A 17,481-nucleotide genomic window follows, 5' to 3' on the forward strand; every position below is an offset into this window, starting at 1 on the left:
CTCCTATTAAATTATGCCACTACAGAAATTACTTCTTCTAGGGCTTGCAAAAACGTATCGCATTCTTTTTGTGTAATCGCTAGACTTGGTAACAAACGCAAAGTATGTTTGCCAGCGTACCCACAGAAAATATGATGGTCAAATAATAATGAATCTCTGATTTTATCAACAGGTTGTTCAAACTCAATACCAATCATTAATCCACGGCCCCGTAATTCTTTGATACCTTCTAGCTTGCTAAGCTTTTCAAATAGATATTCACCCATTTTAGCAGCATTTTCTATCAAAGCTTCTTCTTTCATCACATCCAAGACTGCCACAGCCGCCGCACAAGCCAAGTGATTTCCGCCAAACGTTGTACCTAGCATTCCATGCTTAGCTTTGAATTTGGGCGCAATAAATACACCACCAATAGGAAAACCATTGCCCATCCCTTTGGCAGTGGTGATTAAGTCTGGTTTGATGCCAGAGAACTGATGTGAAAAGAATTTACCCGAACGTCCGTAACCACATTGTACAGAATCTAAGATTAAAATCGCTCCTGTTTTATCACAAGCCTCACGAGCGGCTTTTAAAAATTCATCTGAGGCAACATTGATACCACCTACTCCTTGGATACCTTCAATAATTACAGCACAGGTTTCTTCTGTTACGTTTGCTGTAAGCGTTGCCGCATCGTTAAATGGTAGGAAAGTAACGTGCTCATCATAGTTTATAGGGGCTACAATGGCTTTATTATCTGTCACGGCAACAGCACCTGCCGTTCTACCATGAAAAGCCTTAGAAAAAGCAATTACTTTTTTTCTTCCATTGAAGAAGGAAGCTACTTTCAAAGCATTCTCGTTGGCTTCTGCACCAGAATTACAAAGAAATAAATCGTATTCTTCGCAACCCGAAAGCTTTCCTAATTTCTCTGCTAATTCACTTTGAATAGGGATGTTGACAGAGTTTGAATAAAAACCAATGTTTTGTAATTGTTCTGTCAGTTTTTCAACATAATATGGATGTGCATGACCAATAGAAATAACAGCATGCCCTCCGTAAAGGTCAAGGTATTCAACACCATTTTTGTCCCAAAGGTAGCTACCTTTTGCTTTTACAGGAGTGATGTCGTAAAGTGGATAAACATTGAATAAGTTCATTATTATATTTTTAAGTCGATTTTGCTATAAATTATTAATCATAGATTTCTTTTCTGTGACCAATATCTAAGACAACTATCGTTATGATTTCTTCATTAATTGAATATATGGCTCGATAATTTCCTATTCGTAAACGATAAAGGTCTTTAAAACCCACTAACTTTTTTGATTGTGGAGGTCTTGGGTTTTCCTCTAAAGTTAAAAGAGCATTTTCTATCTTTTCTGCGACTGAATTAGGTAATTTAGAAAGAGCTTTGAAGGCAGATTTTGAAATTTCAACAGTATACATAACTATTTCCTTCGCCTTTGTTGAATTGCTTCTCTCAAAGAAATCGTTGGCTCATTACGTTTGGTCTCAGCACTGAGACCATCTATTAAATCTTCAATACGGTTTTTATGAAGTTTCATATCAATAATGACAGCAGTTTTCACTCCTTTGTCATTTGTTATGTAGTTTACTCCTTTCATTTTCTTGAAATTTATTTGATTCACTAAAAATACTAAAAAAGAACATATTAGCTCAATACTTAGTGTTAATCTCAATAGCTATTTTACCCTATTCTTACCAAATTTATAGCCTAAAGCGCCATAAAATTCACCAAACCAGATACTTTGTTGGGCTGAATCAGAATCTCTTCCAGTGGTATGAACGTGATTAAGTCTTGTAAAGCCTCCTTTGACGTCTGTCTGGAGGAAAAACCTTCGTGATAAATCAAAGCGTAATCCAGTTTTCAATGAAACACCATAACCAGCAAAATTAAAGTGGTTGTTTCGACCAATACTAAACAAATGTGAATCTGTTCTTGGAATAAGGGTTCCAGCACCAATACCCACTAACCAATCTACACCCTGAACATTATTTTTTGCTTTCCATATTCGGTCGTAGCGGTCAAGTTCTACGTGTAAATAATTAAAACCGTCCGTATGTTCATAATGTAAAAAATCTTCTGGTCGAACCAACTTTGAAGTATGATTGAAATCTCCGACATATTCAGGGTTTACAATAATGGCAGGGTCTGATACTTGTGCTGAAATATGCCCTGATACTTCTAAGGTTTGGTTATCATCCATTACATATTTCATGTGGTCTGAACCAATTGAAATACTCCAGTGGTCACTAAAAAAGTAACCATAGCGGATATTATATTGAGGAATTGATAACTTAGTAATATCAAAGTAAGCAGCTGGGCTAAATGCAATCGGTAAATCTTTTGCTGTAGCATTGTACAAAGTAAAGTCATAGCCAATTCCTTTGAATCGTATGTCAGAATTAGCATACTCCGAACGATTATACCCCCAGAAGAAAAAATACTCGCCCTTACGGCTATATGGTTTTTTGTCTTGCGCTGAACTTGAGAATATAAATGATATAGTGGTTAAAAAAACAGTAAGGAATTTATACATTTTAAAATGTTTTATCAATAAAGTAACGATTTTGGATAATAATATCATTAATCAATTATGGATTAACTAGCATGATTAACGAGAAGCATCTTAATTAAGTTCAAGGTGTAGTAGCTTATAAACCAGGACGTAATGTTTTATTTAAACCATTAAAACCCAACAGATTTTAAGCCTAATCCAGTTTTTTCATCTAAGCCAAACATCAAATTCATATTTTGAACAGCTTGTCCAGAAGCTCCTTTTGTTAAGTTATCAATAATACTTGAAATCAATAAATTACCATTGTGTACTTCTAATGAAATAAGACATTTGTTCGTATTTACCACTTGTTTTACGTCCACAGGTTTATCACTAATGTGTGTAAAAGGATGTGTTTCGTAATACTTTTTGTATAATTTCTTAGCATCTTCCAACGTTCCATCAAAGCTTGTGTAAACATTTGCCATAATACCACGCGTAAAGTTTCCACGGTAAGGAATAAAGTTGAAATTTTGGTCAAAGCCATTTTGCAAAGTGTTTACTACCATCCCTATTTCTTGTAAATGTTGATGGGTAAAAGCTTTGTAAATAGAAATGTTATTGCTTCTCCAAGAGAAATGACTAGTAGTAGAAAGACTTTGTCCTGCACCTGTTGAACCCGTTACAGCAGAAATATGAATATCATCCGTCAAAATGCCAGCAGATGCTAAAGGTAACAAAGCCAACTCGATTGAAGTAGCAAAACAACCCGGATTGGCGATATGCTTAGCCGTCTTTATTTTTTCTCTTTGTAACTCCGCTAATCCATATACAAAGCCTTCTGACTGGTCACGGTAATCTGTGCTTAAATCAACAATGTTAATATTCTTAAAAGAAGCGTTTGCTTCCAAGAACTTTTTGGATTCTCCGTGTCCTGAACAAAGAAAAGCCACATCTATATCTGTATGAAGGTCGTCTGAAAAGAGTAAATCAGTATCTCCTAATAAATCAGTATGCGTACTATAAACAGGCTTACCTGCTTGTGATTTTGAATTAACAAAAACGATTTCTACTACTGGGTGATGAATCAGGATTCTTAACAATTCTCCTCCTGTATATCCTGCACCACCTATTATACCTACTTTTATCATGTTATTTTTTATAGTAAGGGCTCTTCTTAAAGTTCTGCCACAACATATTATCAATTACTTTTTCTGCAGAATTAAATATTCCGACTTCAAATGCCAGTGAAAATTCCTTAATTATTTCTCCAGAAATTCCATCCGAAATCCTTATTTTAGAATATACAGCTTTATCATCCCTATTGTCGGTATAATTACGTTGCTTTCTAACACCTCTTAATAATCCTACTGCATTTACAGGATTTAGTATAATACTCGTTATTGCCATTGCTTGAAGATTAGATCTTTCAGTATCTGTTAAATGAGTATTAAGTCTAATTTCATATTGAATAATCCCATCTACTTTTAAGGCTTCACAAATAAAATCAGCAGGTAAATCTTTTATATCTTGTAACGTTATTTCATTTTCTGCTAGGAGTCCATTCGTTTCATTGAATGATTGAACATCAACTAAAATAACGTCTCTTTTTAATGCTAAAAATTCATTGAATTTTTTTTGAAGCAAAAAACCATCCTCATATTCTTTATTTCTAATATCCTGCATGCTTAATCCATCAGGCATTTTTTTATAATTGTAGATTACCCTTACAGGCAAAACAGCAATTTTTTTATGTTGCTTCGCTAATGAATCAAGGCTAACTTCTTGAGAGAAAGCAGTTTTAGTAATAATTAGTAGAATAATAAAAAAAAGGTGCTTAGGTAGATGGCTAGTCATTATAATATTTTATTTTCAGCGCTATTTTATTTGCTATCTATGCTTCGATAAGATTAATTATCGAGGTGTAATTTTTGAATTTTTCATCTGCAGAGATGATAGTAATTTTCTCACTCAAAGATATAGCTAATAGAAGTCTATCAAAAGGGTCTTTATGATTAGCAAGTAAAGAGATATCTTTGTAAGAAATTATATGAACATTCTTGAGATTGAGTATCTGAAAACCATCCATCTTTACTTGATTTAGTAAGTATTCAATCGAAACAGTAAATGTTTCAAACTTCCCGAGCGTTTTTTTGATAGCGATTTCAAAAAATGAAACCTGACTAACCCAAATTATATTTTCTCGTTTACTCAAAATCTCATGAATCTTGGGAGATAGTCTTCTGTCATCTTCAAGATACCAAATAAGTATTTGTGTATCAATTAAATATTCCATTACATATAATCTTCTAGGTCCTCTAATGGTTCGTTAAAATCGTCGGAGATGTGAATTTTACCTTTAAGACTTCCAGGGACTCTTTGATTTAAAGGAGGAGTACTGATATCCTCCTCCAAAAATGTGACGATTACGTTCACTTTCTGGTTTGAAATGGGCTTTTCAGCTAAAGTGATTTGCCCATTTTCATAAGTTCCTTTGATGGTTGTGAGCATATTATTCCTTGATTTAGGTTTAATGAAATGATTAGACCTCTTTAAAATACTAAAAAAAGTAATGTTTACTACGCAAATGCTTTATTTTCTCACAAAAAGGCTCATAACTGATAGCTCAGTGCTGAAAACTTCCTACAATCCCGCCTCCGTAACTTTTCTATGAATCATTGTTTGGTTAGAAACAATTTTAGAGAAACCTCTTACATCATCACCCGTCCAAGTATTGTTCATTTCGCCGTACGAACCGAAAATAGAAGACATTAAATCGAACTTAGATTCAATGCCTAATAATTGATAACGATATGGAGCCAGATGAATCTGTACTGTTCCAGAAACATTAGATTGAGTATCTGCTAAGAAAGTCTCGAAATTACGCATTACTGGCTCTAAGAATTGCCCTTCGTGAAGCATCGTTCCGTAAGTCTCTCCTAAAGTTTGTTTCCAGTACAATTGTTGTTTCGTTAGCGTATGTTTTTCTAACAAGTGGTGTGCTTTGATGATTAATAAAGGAGCAGCAGCTTCAAAACCAACTCTTCCTTTAATACCAATAATCGTATCACCCACGTGTATATCGCGACCAACCCCATAAGGAGCAGCAATATCTGTTAATTTACGAATAGACTGAACAGGGGTTAATGTCTCATCATTAATACCTACTAACTGTCCTTTTTCGAAATGTAACTTTACTGTTTCTTCACCCGTTGCAGTTACCTGTGTTGGCCAAGCAGATTCTGGTAAATATCCATAAGAAGTAAGGGTTTCTTTACCGCCTACTGACGTTCCCCAAAGTCCTTTGTTGATAGAATAAGCAGACTTTGTCCAGTCGCGAACAACGCCTTTTTCTTTTAAATATTCAATTTCCGCTTCACGCGATAATTTCATATCACGGATTGGCGTAATTACTTTACAGTCTGGTACCATAATCTGAAAAACCACATCAAAACGAACTTGGTCATTGCCTGCACCAGTACTTCCATGAGCAATCGCTTTTGCGCCTATTTTATTCGCATATTCTGCTACAGCAGTTGCTTGGAATACTCTTTCTGCGGATACTGAAAGGGGATAAGTATTGTTTTTCAATACGTTTCCATATACCATATAGCGGATACAATCATTGTAATATTTTTCAACTACATCTAATGTTACGTGGCTTGTTACGCCCAATCCATAAGCTTTTGCTTCAATGTCTTTTAGCTCCTCAACGGTAAATCCACCTGTATCAACAAGGGCTGAATGTACTTCATAACCACAATCGTCTGCTAAATATTTTACACAAAAAGAGGTATCAAGCCCTCCACTAAATGCTAGAATTACTTTTGGTTTACTCATTTTTTGCTTTAAGCAATGCGCTTTAGGCGATATGCTAAATAGTTAAATTTATAATGGGAAAAAGGCTAAGCCTTATACAAATACACGGTTATTTTATAACAAGTAATGTAGTTGACTACATTACCTGTCTTGATGCTCTTCTCTCAGCCATTTTCAAAAACATTTTTTCTTTAATGTTTTTTAGGCGTTCTAATACTTTTACGTCTTTCAGAAAATTCCATTTTTCATGTGTATTCTCTTCAGCCACTTGCGTATCAGTTTCGTTTTCTTCTTGTTCTTTCAAGGCTTTTTTACGTTCCCACTCAGGGTCGAAAATCATTCCTGTACATAAGCAATGCTTGCGGTCTGTACGGCTAAGTACGTCGTAATTTACACACGACTGACAGCCTTTCCAGAAAGCATCGTTTACTGGCAACTCACTAAACGTAGTTGGTTCATAACCCAGTTCAGAGTTAATTTTCATTACTGCCAACGAAGTAGTAATACCTATAATCTTAGCATCAGGATAACGTGTTCTCGAAAGCTCAAAAGCTCTTGCTTTTACAGCTTTTGCTATGCCGTATTTTCTCCATTCTGGTTTTACGATTAATCCAGAATTGGCTACAAATTTTCCGTGTTCCCACGTTTCAACGTAACAGAAACCAATAAAATCGCCTTCCGAATCGGTGGCAACGATGGCTTTGCCTTCTTTGATTTTGTCACGAAGGTATTCTGGCGAACGTTTTGCAATGCCCGTACCACGAGCTTTTGCAGACTCTTCCATTTCATGGCAAATTGCCTCAGCAAGATGCAAGTGTTCAGTTGTAGCAACCTGAACAGTATAATTGTTAGTTAAAACCTCAGAAGCTGATAATTTTTCCACTTTAAGACTTAGCTTGGAAATTGTTTTTAGTTAGAAAAACAAGGTGATAATAAACCTTGGCTCAGAAATGAAAGCCTAAGAATTATCGATTAAAAAAAACAAATGGGATGTCGAAAAACTCTACCACATGGGTAAATAGAAATACGTTAGGGATCAGACCCTACGGAAGAACGTACGCCTAAAGATAGGCATAGGAGAATACGAATATGATATGAATTTTACTTCGTAAACCATTTTTGGTTGATGAATTATCCGAGTTGAAAGTGAGTGAAAACGAATAATCGTGCAAAGTTTACCAAAACTAAATTTAAGATGCAATATATTTTTTCAATTTTATATAAACTTAACAGAAAAAAACCACAATATCGCTTTTTAGCCCTTTTTATAAGGGGTGATGCTCACATTTTTACTGATGATATCTACCTCCATTTTACTAATCACTATGAGTGTAAATAATCATCTATATTTGGATTATTGAGTTTATTTAATTAAAATTGATTACCAATAGTGATATCACTTAACAAAAAATATCATATAGCAAATTGCGTTATTAGTTTGATAGTAATATAACACTAACTTTTGAGTTAAAGTTTTACTAAACAAAAATAATTCGAAAACGTTAACAAAGAGAAAGAATAAGCAACATGTCTATTTCTCCCAAAATAAATACAAGTAAATTAACTGCCGATGATTTGATTTATGGGTATATGAACGGGATTTTCCCAATGGCAGATACCGATGGTACTTTATATTGGTATTCACCAGATCCTCGAGCAATTATTCCTATTGATACCTATAAACCACCAAAATCCCTCAAACCTATTCTGAATAAAAAGCATTTTGAAATTAGAATCAATGCTGATTTTGAGGGAGTAATGCGCAATTGTGCTTTGCCTAGAAAAGGTGATGATGAGACTTGGATTTCGGAAGAAATTATTGAAGCATACAGCGATTTAAATAAAATGGGTTTGGCACATTCTGTAGAAACGTATATTGATAACCGTGTCGTTGGAGGGTTGTATGGGGTTTCAATCGGAGGAGTTTTCTTTGGCGAATCAATGTTTTATAAAGAGCCTGAGGGCTCGAAAATAGCATTTCATTATTTAATTGAAATCTTGAAAATGCAAGGTTTTACTTTGCTAGATACCCAATTTATTAATGATAATGTTAGACGCTTCGGAGCAATTGAAATTTCAAGAGCTGATTATGTGAAGTCACTAAAAAAAGCGTTAGAGAAGCATTGCGATTTTGCTGATGTTGATTTGAAACATTTATTTAAGTCATAAAAGTAAAGATATTTTTTGGCTATAATTTCTTACCTAAATTGTTAAAGATTCAGAATGTTGTAATTTTGTCGCTGTATTACCTCAGTTTATAAATTACTCATTTAGCATAAGCGATTTCCGCTTACATTTAAAATGTCCAAACCAATTATTGTTATCAAATTCGGAACGGCTTCAATTACACATAAGTCTGGAGAATTGAACGAGGAAATTTTGCAAGAAATAGCTCGCCAAGTTTCTATCTTACATCATGAATATCAGATTGTTATGGTTTCTTCTGGAGCAGTAGGAGCAGGCAAAAGTTTTATAGGAAATTATAAAGGAACCATTGCCGAGCGTAAGGCTGCTGCTGCAATCGGTAATCCGCTATTGTTAGCCAAATACACCCAGTATTTTTCAAAGTATGGTATTACGGTAGCACAAAGTTTGTGCGAAAGACATCACTTTGCTCATAGGAATCAATTTCTTCAATTAAAAGAGACCTATCAGGAACTTTGGAAAAATGGTATAATCCCGATTGCCAATGAAAATGATGTTGTCAGCAATTTAGAGTTAAAATTTTCTGATAACGATGAATTGGCCACTTTAATCGCTACAGGTTTTGGGGCTGATACTTTATTGCTTTGTACCTCTGTTGGAGGCTTGCTAGATGCCGAAAAAAATATTATTCCATACATCGCCAAAGTAGATGCTTCGGTCTTAGGACTAGCCAATGATGATAAATCTTCTTTGGGTTTAGGGGGTATGATTTCAAAACTAACCTATACTCGTTTGGCAACTAGCATGGGTACTAAAGTTGTCATTTTTGGCATGAAACCAGAAGACGGAATTTTAAAGGCTTTGGTCAATAAAAACGGAACCAACTTTGCATCACAAAAAGTAAGTTTAAATGCTCGTCAGAAATGGCTGGCTTCTGGAAGTCTCATTGCAGGGAAAGTACAGGTAGATTCGGGAGCAAGCTTGGCCCTTGAAAACAGGAAAAGCCTGTTGGCTGTAGGTATCAAAAAAGTAATTGGTGTTTTTGAAAAAGGAGAGGTATTTGAAATTATAGACGAAAAGAAAAATGTAATTGCTATTGGTCGTGCGAGAGAATCTTCGGAAGTAATCATTGCTAATCTGAAAACGCAGAATTTTGAAGTGGCTAATGCCGACGATATTGTGATTTTATAAGATAATGATATAAATTCTACCGATTATCCACATCATCATAAGTGCTTAGTAATATTCTCCTTATCACTAGGGAGGGACTTAAGTCCCTCCCTAGTGATAAGGAGAATTGAAAGTTTTGCAGGATAATTAGACAACCCATCTTCTTTAAATGTCCACAAAAAGAAAGCCACCCCGAATATCGGAGTGGCTTTGCTATGAAACCTCTTTAAACTTCTCAATTAAGATATATAAAATGCTCATGTGCTGAGCGTCTCGTCGAATTGAATATTTTCAAGATATTAAAAGGCTGTATCTGTTTTTATACTTTTAATAGCTGAATACTGACAATTAAAAACAACCCCTTTTCTATTAATCATTGCAATGATGCTTAACAATGATTTTTGTTATCGCTAAGGAATAATATTTCTGTTGTTCTGGGTTAAAATTATGTCCCTTTCACGACAAAATTTTGATAATGAGACGAAAGGGTAAAAAAAAAAGACGAAAATCTTAATTGTCAATTTTTATAGCTAGTTTTTGTAAAACGCACATTTTTTCTGATAAAACCTTAAAATATTAAACCTGAGCTCTTTAGCTTAAAAAAAGACGCTTTTTAACCATAAAAAGTGTTTTTCTGCAAAAAAGACATTTCTATAATCATCTTTTTCAAAAAAAGAACCTCCTTTTTATAAAATACCATTCCTGATAATCACTTTTTTAAAATTGTACTTTTTTGATTGATTTTTATTTTAAACCTCATTTCGGGGGAATCATCTTTTTTGCTCAAATGTCAATTTTATGCTTTTTTGTAGCCAGCTTGTCTTTGAAAAAAAATAAGTAGAAATACTTGTAAATGTTGTAGTAAATAGTAAAATTCAACTATTAATTAAGAATAAGTATATAAATAAACAGCGTAAATACTTAAAAACATGATGTTAGAAGAGCAAACTCAGCAGGTTACTGAAAACCTATATATTACCAATAATGAAGTAGAAATCCTAGATTCTTTGGTTGATTCAAAAAATATGTTTTATGATTTTTCTAAGAATAAGGTGGTTTCATTTATCAAAGAAATGGACTTTAATTTAATACTCTACAATTCTAGCGAAAGTGATCGGGGCTTTACAATGTATGTAGTTAAAAACTTCTGTGAGCACGAAGAGGAATTGGTATTATTACGTAATGTATTTAATAGCATTATTAGTAATGGCGTAAACCAATACATGATGAGAATAGCTAAGAGTAAAGTAGAAGATATTTTTTACATGGCTAACACCTTCAGAGCTTTGTTTAAAAAACCAAGACCTGACCAAGACTATGATGTAATTCATCCGTCTTTGCCTTCGTCTTTTACATATTAAAAGTGTATTAATATAAATTGGGATAGTGTTTAAATAAAAAGCGATTGAGGACAGTTTGTCTTCAATCGCTTTTATTTTGTAGCTGTACTTATTTTTCTGTCATTTCATCCAAAATCCATAGAAGCTGGTCTACATCAATGTTCCCGTCTATTTGTATGTCCGCACGGTGATAGTATGGTAAACGAGCAGCACAGCGTTCTTGAAGGCTTTTTAAGAGGGTATCCTCTGTAGTATTTCTATTAATTAATGGTCGATGATTAACATCCGACTTCTGTATCCTCTTCAATAAATCTTCTGGCTGAACATTCAAGAATATACTAGTGCCGTTGGCTTTGATAAAATCCATATTATCAAAAAAGCATGGAACACCTCCGCCTGTAGCAATGACTAGTTTTTGTGCTGCCTGGATAGTCTTTAATACCTTGCTTTCAACCTGTCTGAAATAATCTTCTCCTTTGTATTTGAATATTTCTGGAATAGTCATTAATTCTTGCTTTTCGATTAATTCATCCATATCTACGAACTGAAAATCGAGTCTTTTAGCAAGATGTCTTCCTAGAGTACTCTTTCCTGAAGAGGGCATTCCTATTAAAAAAATATTTTTCATGCTTAAAATCCTTCTTTCTTGAAGGTGCTTGCAAATTTTACTGTAAAGATTTTATTACTTCATTTTTATCGGGCAGTGCATTATGCGACCACTTCCCTTTAACGATACCGTCTTTCAACAACCAAAGCGTAGGATTAGCCCTACCGATGGTTTTTAGAACCTTGGTATCAGCACTATAGTTTGGAATGGCTAACTGGTGTTCGTGTCTGAAATTATTTACTTCTTCTTCGTTAGATGCACTAATTAACCAAACTTGTGTGCCAGACCCTTCCAAGCTCTTAGCTAATTCACGAATTTCGTTAATGTGATTAATATTTGCTTTTTTGATGACAGGAATCACCACCATCAATTTATTACCGACAAAACTTTCAGCTTTATAATCAGTAGAGTCGCCATCTTTCCAAATATTATAGTCGGTTATTTTAGCTTTTGCCTCATCTTGGTTCAGCGTAATCATTTCCTTAAAATGATAGGTAGTATCGGTCGGCATTTGGTCTAATTCCAAGGTTTCTCCGCCTTTTTCATAAATATATTTGAATTGCAAAGGAGCAGAAGGCTTCATGTTTTTAGGAATATCTTGCCCAACAGCATAAGGAAGTCCGTCATAAGGAGGTAAATATTTAACAGCATAAATCCCTAGAAATAATGAGAATACTGCCGAAATAGCCACAATAAGTCCCGTTTTCCTATCTGCAAATATTTTGCGTTGCCACAGGATTATCAAGATAAAGAATAGCAAAACCATGTCCTTGATAAAAGACGTCCACGGTTTCAACTTGATAGTTTCGCCAAAACAACCACAATCTGTGACCTTATTGAAATAGGCTGAATAAAAAGTAAGGAAGCCAAAGAAAATAACCGTAGCTAATAATATCCAAGAGGCTGTTTTTAACTTGTACTGTACTAGCAAACATACACCCAACACTAATTCTAATGCACATAGAAAAACAGAGATGTATAGTGCATAAGGAATCCAGAACTCCCAGAAACCTGCCATAAAAGGAAAGTCTGTAGCAAATACATCAAAATATTCTTCTAATTTAATCTCCGTACCAACAGGGTCATTGAGTTTAATTAGACCAGAAAAAATAAATATTATTCCGACAAAAAGTCTAGAGAAATGTGCAATTAACTTCATGGATATAGTTGTGATTGAGTGAATTAGTGATTGATAAACTAAATTATCCCAAAGCTACTCTTATTACGCCTCAAATTTTAGATGAATCATACAAAAAATAGCATAGTTCATCATGTCTTGATAATTGGCTTCAACACCTTCTGATACCAATGTAACGCCTTGATTATCTTCTATTTGTTTTGTCCTAAAGATTTTAGTTAATATCAAGTCAGTCATAGAGCTTACACGCATACTCCTCCAAGCCTCGCCATAATCATGGTTTTTATCTTTTTGTAATGCCAATGTTTTCTCTACTTGAATATCGTACAAATCGCTAAGTTCTTGTTCTGTAAACTCCATTTTAGTAGCATCACCCAATTCTTTTTGAATCAAAGCAATGATACAATAGTTGATGATTCCGATAAATTCGCCTTCGATGCCGTCCTCAATTTTTTGTGTTCCTTTTTCTTGGATTGAACGTATTCTTTGGGCCTTGATAAAAATCTGGTCGGTCAAGCTAGGCAATCTTAAAATTCGCCATGAGGTACCATAATCTTTATTTTTTTGTTGAAATAATGTTTTGCAAATAGCAATAATCTCTCTGTATTGAGTTTCAGTTTGATTCATTGTATGGTTTAAATTTGTGCTAATCTTACAAAATTATTGCTTTTCGATGGTAAATGGTAATTTACAAAAATAATCCCGCAAAGTTCTTTACAACTTTGCGGGATTATCATGATAAAATATACACCTTATTTTAATACATAAGTGCTAAGTGCCTTATAAACATCGTTAATATTTTCACCTTTTCTAAACTCTCTTTGGATAGGCTGTGCCGAACCTTTTATCCAAATCAAAATCTCGGCATCAAGGTCTAGTAAGCTAGCACTGCGTTTTGAAAAGTAATTAATAGAATGATATGGAATCGTCATAAAATCTGTCTTAGTACCAGTAAGCCCTTGTTTGTCAACCAGAATTAGACGCTTGTTAGTAAAAACAAACATATCTCTAATCAGTTTAAATGATTTTACAATCACTTCTCCTTCAATCAAAATTGGCTCGAATTCGTGAGCGATTTTATCAGCAGAAACCTCTGATGAATTGCCCATCAATGCATTTAAAATTCCCATGTTTAGGTTTATTTATTGGTTGTAATAATGTTTATCAAAACTAAAAGTAATTTTTCTATTGACCAATAGAAAAACTTTAATAAAGTCATGACTAATAACGTGATTTTTATTGATTTATGATAGGATTTATTACGTATAGTGCTATTTTGAGTGAGTTTTATATGGCATATTCTACTCTTTCGAAATGTTAACCTTTACTTCAAACTATCAAATTCAATAAACTTGTATTCTGGGGAAGATTCTAATAATTGCCTTAATACAGCGGCATGTCCGTTTCCAAAGATTACTAATATCCTATCTTTACTACTTTCGGTTATTTGTTGTAGTTTTCTGAATATTCTCAAATTTCTATTGTACCACCATATTGATAAGATATCGGCACCTCTTTGATTATCTAGTTTGAAATCACCTACTAGATATGCTCCATAACCTAATTTGTGGGATTCGCTGGTATTAATACGTTTGATATATTTCAATAGATTTGTCATGACTGGTAATTTTTCTTCATAATCAAACCATTTCATATACATTGCATTGAACTTGTCGTCATTTTGAAAATCAAAATCCTTGAATAACTTTTGAAAATATACTGAATCTAATTTTATCAAATCTTCATCAAAAGAACCAGCATCAATACCATAAATAGTATCCATTTTCATTTCACTAGCAATCCTCAACGCTATTTGATAGCGTTCGTCTCTTTCATTTCTTAAATTTCCTGCGTTGTATTGTCTGAGTTTTTCTGTAGCATTCCATTTTGGAGTGGCTTCAATAGCAATCTTTGTAGGCTTAAATTTTTTAATATAATTCACCAATGCTGTAATTTCAGATTTCTTGGGTTCCTTCAATACATCAATTTTGTCGCTATCATTAACTTTATTGATGTCTAAATTGGGATAATCAAAATGAAAAGTACCAACTACTAAAACTTGTGCTTTTTCTGTGGGGAAGAATGAAGAAGGTTGTTTGATTTCACTTTTTTGTGCGAAGATGTTTAATGTATTAAAACAAATTGCTACGAGTATAATTAGGTTTAGTTTCTTCATCTATTGAAATATGAGAATATTATTTAATATATGTTTAATTGCTTTTACAACTTCTTCACAAAATGATAGCTACTAATCTGAAACCCTTTATTCAAGTACAAACGATGTGCAGTATGGCGTGTGGGACCAGAATCCAAAGTGACGCAATCATAATTTCTGTCTTTGGCAAGTTCGATTACATAGTCCAATAACGCTGTGCCATAACCTTCACCACGAACTTTGTCTGAAGTAGTGAGGTCGTCGATATAGATTTGCTTGCCATTGTAAAGCATTTGTAAATACCTAAAACCAATAGCAGAAACTACTTCATCATCTTTTTCGATATAAGCTAATTGATAACCTTCACTCAACATTTCGATTACTGTTTCTACAAATACATCTTCGGTAAGATGTGGACGAAGTAAACTAATTACATACCAACATTTTCGAACCTCTGCTTCAGTGTTTGCTGTCTTTATGATCATATTTATTGAGTGATTGAGTGAATTGTGATTGAGTGAGTTGTGAGTTAGTGAGTTATTAAATCATCAATATAATAAGCCTTTACATTTTCAAATCTTCAAATCCTCAAATTTCCAAATCCTTTCATTCTCAAATTTTCAAATCAAAAATTTATTCCTCCTGAAAGTCTTCAGAAATTAATTTACGTAATTGCTGATGAGGGCGGAGGTTTGGACGTTTAGAGAACATCGCTTTATCGCCAGATGAAGCCTTTGCTTTACTTGCCAAAGTAGCCGTATCAAAGTAATTACCTCTTACAAACTGGTTTACTTCATCTTCATTGATTACTGCTCTTACCATCGAACCTTTACCAAAGCCATCGTTATAAGCACCAATTCTTGAATCTGTTTCGGCTAAACGAGTTTCTCTTTCAATATCCTTAATTTCTTCTAAAAGACTTTTCTTTTGTAATTCTAACGATTCAAAAGAAGGGAGCAATTGTAAATCGTTCTCAAAAATATTTTTTTGAGTGATATTGTCTGCTAAGTCTTTTTCAACGCCTTCTAAAGTAGTAACTAATTGTGTCTTCTCTTTCTTAAGTTGTTTTAGCTTAGGGTCAATTTGTAACCATTTAGTCCAGTAGCATTGTAACACAGGGAATGCAATACCTAAACAAATTGCTCCAGCTAAAGCAAATAATACACCCGAAAGTACAAAAGAAGCTAAAGCCCAAGGACTATTTACTAGTTTTTCATTTAGTTGGTCAAAAATCCGTAATTTTTCATCAATTTGTCGGGTAACCGCTACGGGTAGTGGAGCTGTTGGATTAAGAGGGTCAAAACTTTGATTTTGTAGCTGTTTGATAGATTTGTTAACACCTTCTTTCATTTTGTCGGTTTTATAGGCCTCATACCTGAACCAACCCAAAATAAACAAAGTAACTACTGCAAAAACTACTGTAATACTTTTGAACCAAACGTATACTTTTTTAGAATTTAAAGAAGAGGCAGACGTATAAGGAGACTCAACCAATCTTTCATAGGCAGGTTTCAAAAGGATGGACAACATGGCTAAACCAACAGCAAATGACCATGCTTCAACATTATTACGAATATTAAGGGCATAAGCAACGATTTCGTGCGAAATAATTAAATCACCCGCCACAAACGATACACCCGCCAGAAAGTAAATAATACCTGCAAACAATGAGTATTGATGCGAATTGATTTTTCTTTTTTCAAGTAGGGTAGAGGAGGTTTCTTGATTTTCAGCCAATTGATTTTCAAGACGGTCACGATTTTTTCCTGCAAGATTTACCTTTAACATTCTTTCTTGAAGAGCGTCATAGGCTTCTTTATAGCGAGTTTTGATGTGTTCCGTAACTTTTTCTAATTCAGTAAGTTCCTGTTTTTTCTCACTAAGCTGACGGCTTAACCATTCGAAATTTACTTGAGATGACAAAAAGCCTTCATAAGTATTTCTATCAACAGATTCTAGTCCTCCATGATAGCCATGTTGAAAATCGTAATTTTCAGTATGTATTTGCTCTGTGTTTTCGTTATTCATTGTAGTATGTTATGGCTAAGCACCTAATTACAGCGTGTTTATGTTAAGACATGATAAATATATTCATTCCACTTTTTCTATATGTGTGTAGTCGGTCTAATATTTTAGAAAATTTATTTTTATTTTCTATATAGAATTGATACTCAAATTCATGTCCTTCCAGTGGAATGAGTGTTATTTTATTATATAAATTGGTACTATTTAATCCTCGTCCACGACTTGGAGTATAATCCCAGATATCTACAATTATTTTTTTTGTATTCACGATTGAATACTTGATTCCTTCAGCTATGATGTAATCTTCTTCAAAAACAATTTCTCCTTTTTGTTCATAACTTCTTATGTCATTGATGTCGAGCATAGAACCTATTATTAAAATAAAAAATAGACAACAGGCGATAAGAGTTATTACTATTGAAAAATAATCAGGAATGTCTAAGAAAAATGCTAGAATAATTAATAATAGCGTAATGAATATCAAAATTCTCTGGTAAGTGCGATTGCGTTTATACTTTTCTGTAAAATCATTAAAAATAATGCACGAGAAATAATCCTTCATTGAATTATCTTTTATT

The 17,481-nt window shown here is 33.8% G+C and carries 21 protein-coding genes; 3 read left to right on the forward strand and 18 right to left on the reverse strand.

What is annotated here, in order from left to right:
* Positions 1-11: 11 nt before the first annotated feature.
* The 10 genes from AC1RNE_RS15800 to AC1RNE_RS15845 all read right to left on the reverse strand — a co-directional run bounded on the left by AC1RNE_RS15800 (position 12) and on the right by AC1RNE_RS15845 (position 7,206).
* Positions 12-1,145 (reverse strand): aspartate aminotransferase family protein, encoded by a 1,134-nt coding sequence (locus AC1RNE_RS15800; RefSeq protein ID WP_492803662.1) that lies wholly within the window; start codon positions 1,143-1,145, stop codon positions 12-14.
* A gap of 31 nt (positions 1,146-1,176) precedes the next feature.
* On the reverse strand, positions 1,177-1,431 hold the full coding sequence (locus tag AC1RNE_RS15805; protein WP_323250118.1) for a type II toxin-antitoxin system RelE family toxin: 255 nt from the start codon (positions 1,429-1,431) through the stop codon (positions 1,177-1,179).
* 2 nt (positions 1,432-1,433) lie between these two features.
* On the reverse strand, positions 1,434-1,610 hold the full coding sequence (locus AC1RNE_RS15810) for a hypothetical protein (protein WP_492802109.1): 177 nt from the start codon (positions 1,608-1,610) through the stop codon (positions 1,434-1,436).
* Positions 1,611-1,688: 78 nt separating this feature from the next.
* Positions 1,689-2,546 carry a hypothetical protein gene (locus AC1RNE_RS15815; protein ID WP_492802110.1) on the reverse strand — a complete coding sequence of 286 codons (858 nt, stop codon included), beginning with the start codon at positions 2,544-2,546 and terminating at the stop codon, positions 1,689-1,691.
* Between the two features lie 149 nt (positions 2,547-2,695).
* The gene (argC, locus tag AC1RNE_RS15820; protein WP_492802111.1) at positions 2,696-3,655 is read right to left on the reverse strand and encodes an N-acetyl-gamma-glutamyl-phosphate reductase; all 960 of its coding nucleotides are present in this window, start codon (positions 3,653-3,655) and stop codon (positions 2,696-2,698) included.
* 1 nt (position 3,656) lies between these two features.
* Complete coding sequence (locus AC1RNE_RS15825) at positions 3,657-4,361, reverse strand: hypothetical protein (protein WP_492802113.1); 705 nt, start codon at positions 4,359-4,361, stop codon at positions 3,657-3,659.
* A gap of 37 nt (positions 4,362-4,398) precedes the next feature.
* Positions 4,399-4,800 (reverse strand): type II toxin-antitoxin system VapC family toxin, encoded by a 402-nt coding sequence (locus tag AC1RNE_RS15830; protein ID WP_492802115.1) that lies wholly within the window; start codon positions 4,798-4,800, stop codon positions 4,399-4,401.
* Entirely contained in the window at positions 4,800-5,015 is a 216-nt protein-coding gene (locus AC1RNE_RS15835) for a DUF2281 domain-containing protein (RefSeq protein WP_492802116.1), read from the reverse strand. Before AC1RNE_RS15835 ends, AC1RNE_RS15830 begins: the two co-directional genes overlap by 1 nt.
* 132 nt (positions 5,016-5,147) lie before the next feature.
* Positions 5,148-6,344: an argininosuccinate synthase gene (argG, locus tag AC1RNE_RS15840; protein ID WP_492802118.1), complete on the reverse strand. Its 1,197-nt coding sequence runs from the start codon at positions 6,342-6,344 to the stop codon at positions 5,148-5,150.
* Positions 6,345-6,459: 115 nt separating this feature from the next.
* Positions 6,460-7,206 (reverse strand): GNAT family N-acetyltransferase, encoded by a 747-nt coding sequence (locus tag AC1RNE_RS15845; protein ID WP_492802119.1) that lies wholly within the window; start codon positions 7,204-7,206, stop codon positions 6,460-6,462.
* 644 nt (positions 7,207-7,850) lie between these two features.
* Here AC1RNE_RS15845 and aat point away from each other — a divergent pair.
* The 3 genes from aat to AC1RNE_RS15860 all read left to right on the forward strand — a co-directional run bounded on the left by aat (position 7,851) and on the right by AC1RNE_RS15860 (position 10,999).
* On the forward strand, positions 7,851-8,492 hold the full coding sequence (aat, locus tag AC1RNE_RS15850) for a leucyl/phenylalanyl-tRNA--protein transferase (protein WP_492802120.1): 642 nt from the start codon (positions 7,851-7,853) through the stop codon (positions 8,490-8,492).
* A gap of 132 nt (positions 8,493-8,624) precedes the next feature.
* Entirely contained in the window at positions 8,625-9,659 is a 1,035-nt protein-coding gene (proB, locus tag AC1RNE_RS15855; RefSeq protein WP_492802121.1) for a glutamate 5-kinase, read from the forward strand.
* A gap of 908 nt (positions 9,660-10,567) precedes the next feature.
* On the forward strand, positions 10,568-10,999 hold the full coding sequence (locus AC1RNE_RS15860; protein WP_492802122.1) for a hypothetical protein: 432 nt from the start codon (positions 10,568-10,570) through the stop codon (positions 10,997-10,999).
* 88 nt (positions 11,000-11,087) lie between these two features.
* On the opposite strand, the gene AC1RNE_RS15865 is transcribed toward AC1RNE_RS15860, so the two are convergent.
* The 8 genes from AC1RNE_RS15865 to AC1RNE_RS15900 form a co-directional block, all read right to left on the reverse strand.
* Positions 11,088-11,606 (reverse strand): shikimate kinase, encoded by a 519-nt coding sequence (locus tag AC1RNE_RS15865; RefSeq protein WP_492802123.1) that lies wholly within the window; start codon positions 11,604-11,606, stop codon positions 11,088-11,090.
* Positions 11,607-11,643: 37 nt separating this feature from the next.
* Positions 11,644-12,744 carry a BT_3928 family protein gene (locus tag AC1RNE_RS15870; protein WP_492802125.1) on the reverse strand — a complete coding sequence of 367 codons (1,101 nt, stop codon included), beginning with the start codon at positions 12,742-12,744 and terminating at the stop codon, positions 11,644-11,646.
* A 63-nt stretch (positions 12,745-12,807) separates the two neighbouring features.
* A complete protein-coding gene (locus tag AC1RNE_RS15875) occupies positions 12,808-13,350 on the reverse strand; it encodes a DUF1599 domain-containing protein (RefSeq protein ID WP_492802127.1) in 543 nt (180 codons plus the stop codon).
* Positions 13,351-13,475: 125 nt separating this feature from the next.
* Positions 13,476-13,853 (reverse strand): PH domain-containing protein, encoded by a 378-nt coding sequence (locus AC1RNE_RS15880; RefSeq protein ID WP_309912494.1) that lies wholly within the window; start codon positions 13,851-13,853, stop codon positions 13,476-13,478.
* A gap of 194 nt (positions 13,854-14,047) precedes the next feature.
* On the reverse strand, positions 14,048-14,899 hold the full coding sequence (locus tag AC1RNE_RS15885) for a DUF5694 domain-containing protein (RefSeq protein ID WP_492802128.1): 852 nt from the start codon (positions 14,897-14,899) through the stop codon (positions 14,048-14,050).
* Positions 14,900-14,943: 44 nt separating this feature from the next.
* Entirely contained in the window at positions 14,944-15,363 is a 420-nt protein-coding gene (locus AC1RNE_RS15890; RefSeq protein ID WP_492802130.1) for a GNAT family N-acetyltransferase, read from the reverse strand.
* Positions 15,364-15,511: 148 nt separating this feature from the next.
* On the reverse strand, positions 15,512-16,906 hold the full coding sequence (locus AC1RNE_RS15895; protein WP_492802132.1) for a hypothetical protein: 1,395 nt from the start codon (positions 16,904-16,906) through the stop codon (positions 15,512-15,514).
* A gap of 43 nt (positions 16,907-16,949) precedes the next feature.
* On the reverse strand, positions 16,950-17,465 hold the full coding sequence (locus tag AC1RNE_RS15900; protein ID WP_492802134.1) for a hypothetical protein: 516 nt from the start codon (positions 17,463-17,465) through the stop codon (positions 16,950-16,952).
* Positions 17,466-17,481: the final 16 nt, after the last annotated feature.

Source organism: Arcicella sp. GW822-FHT02H01 (assembly GCF_058802005.1).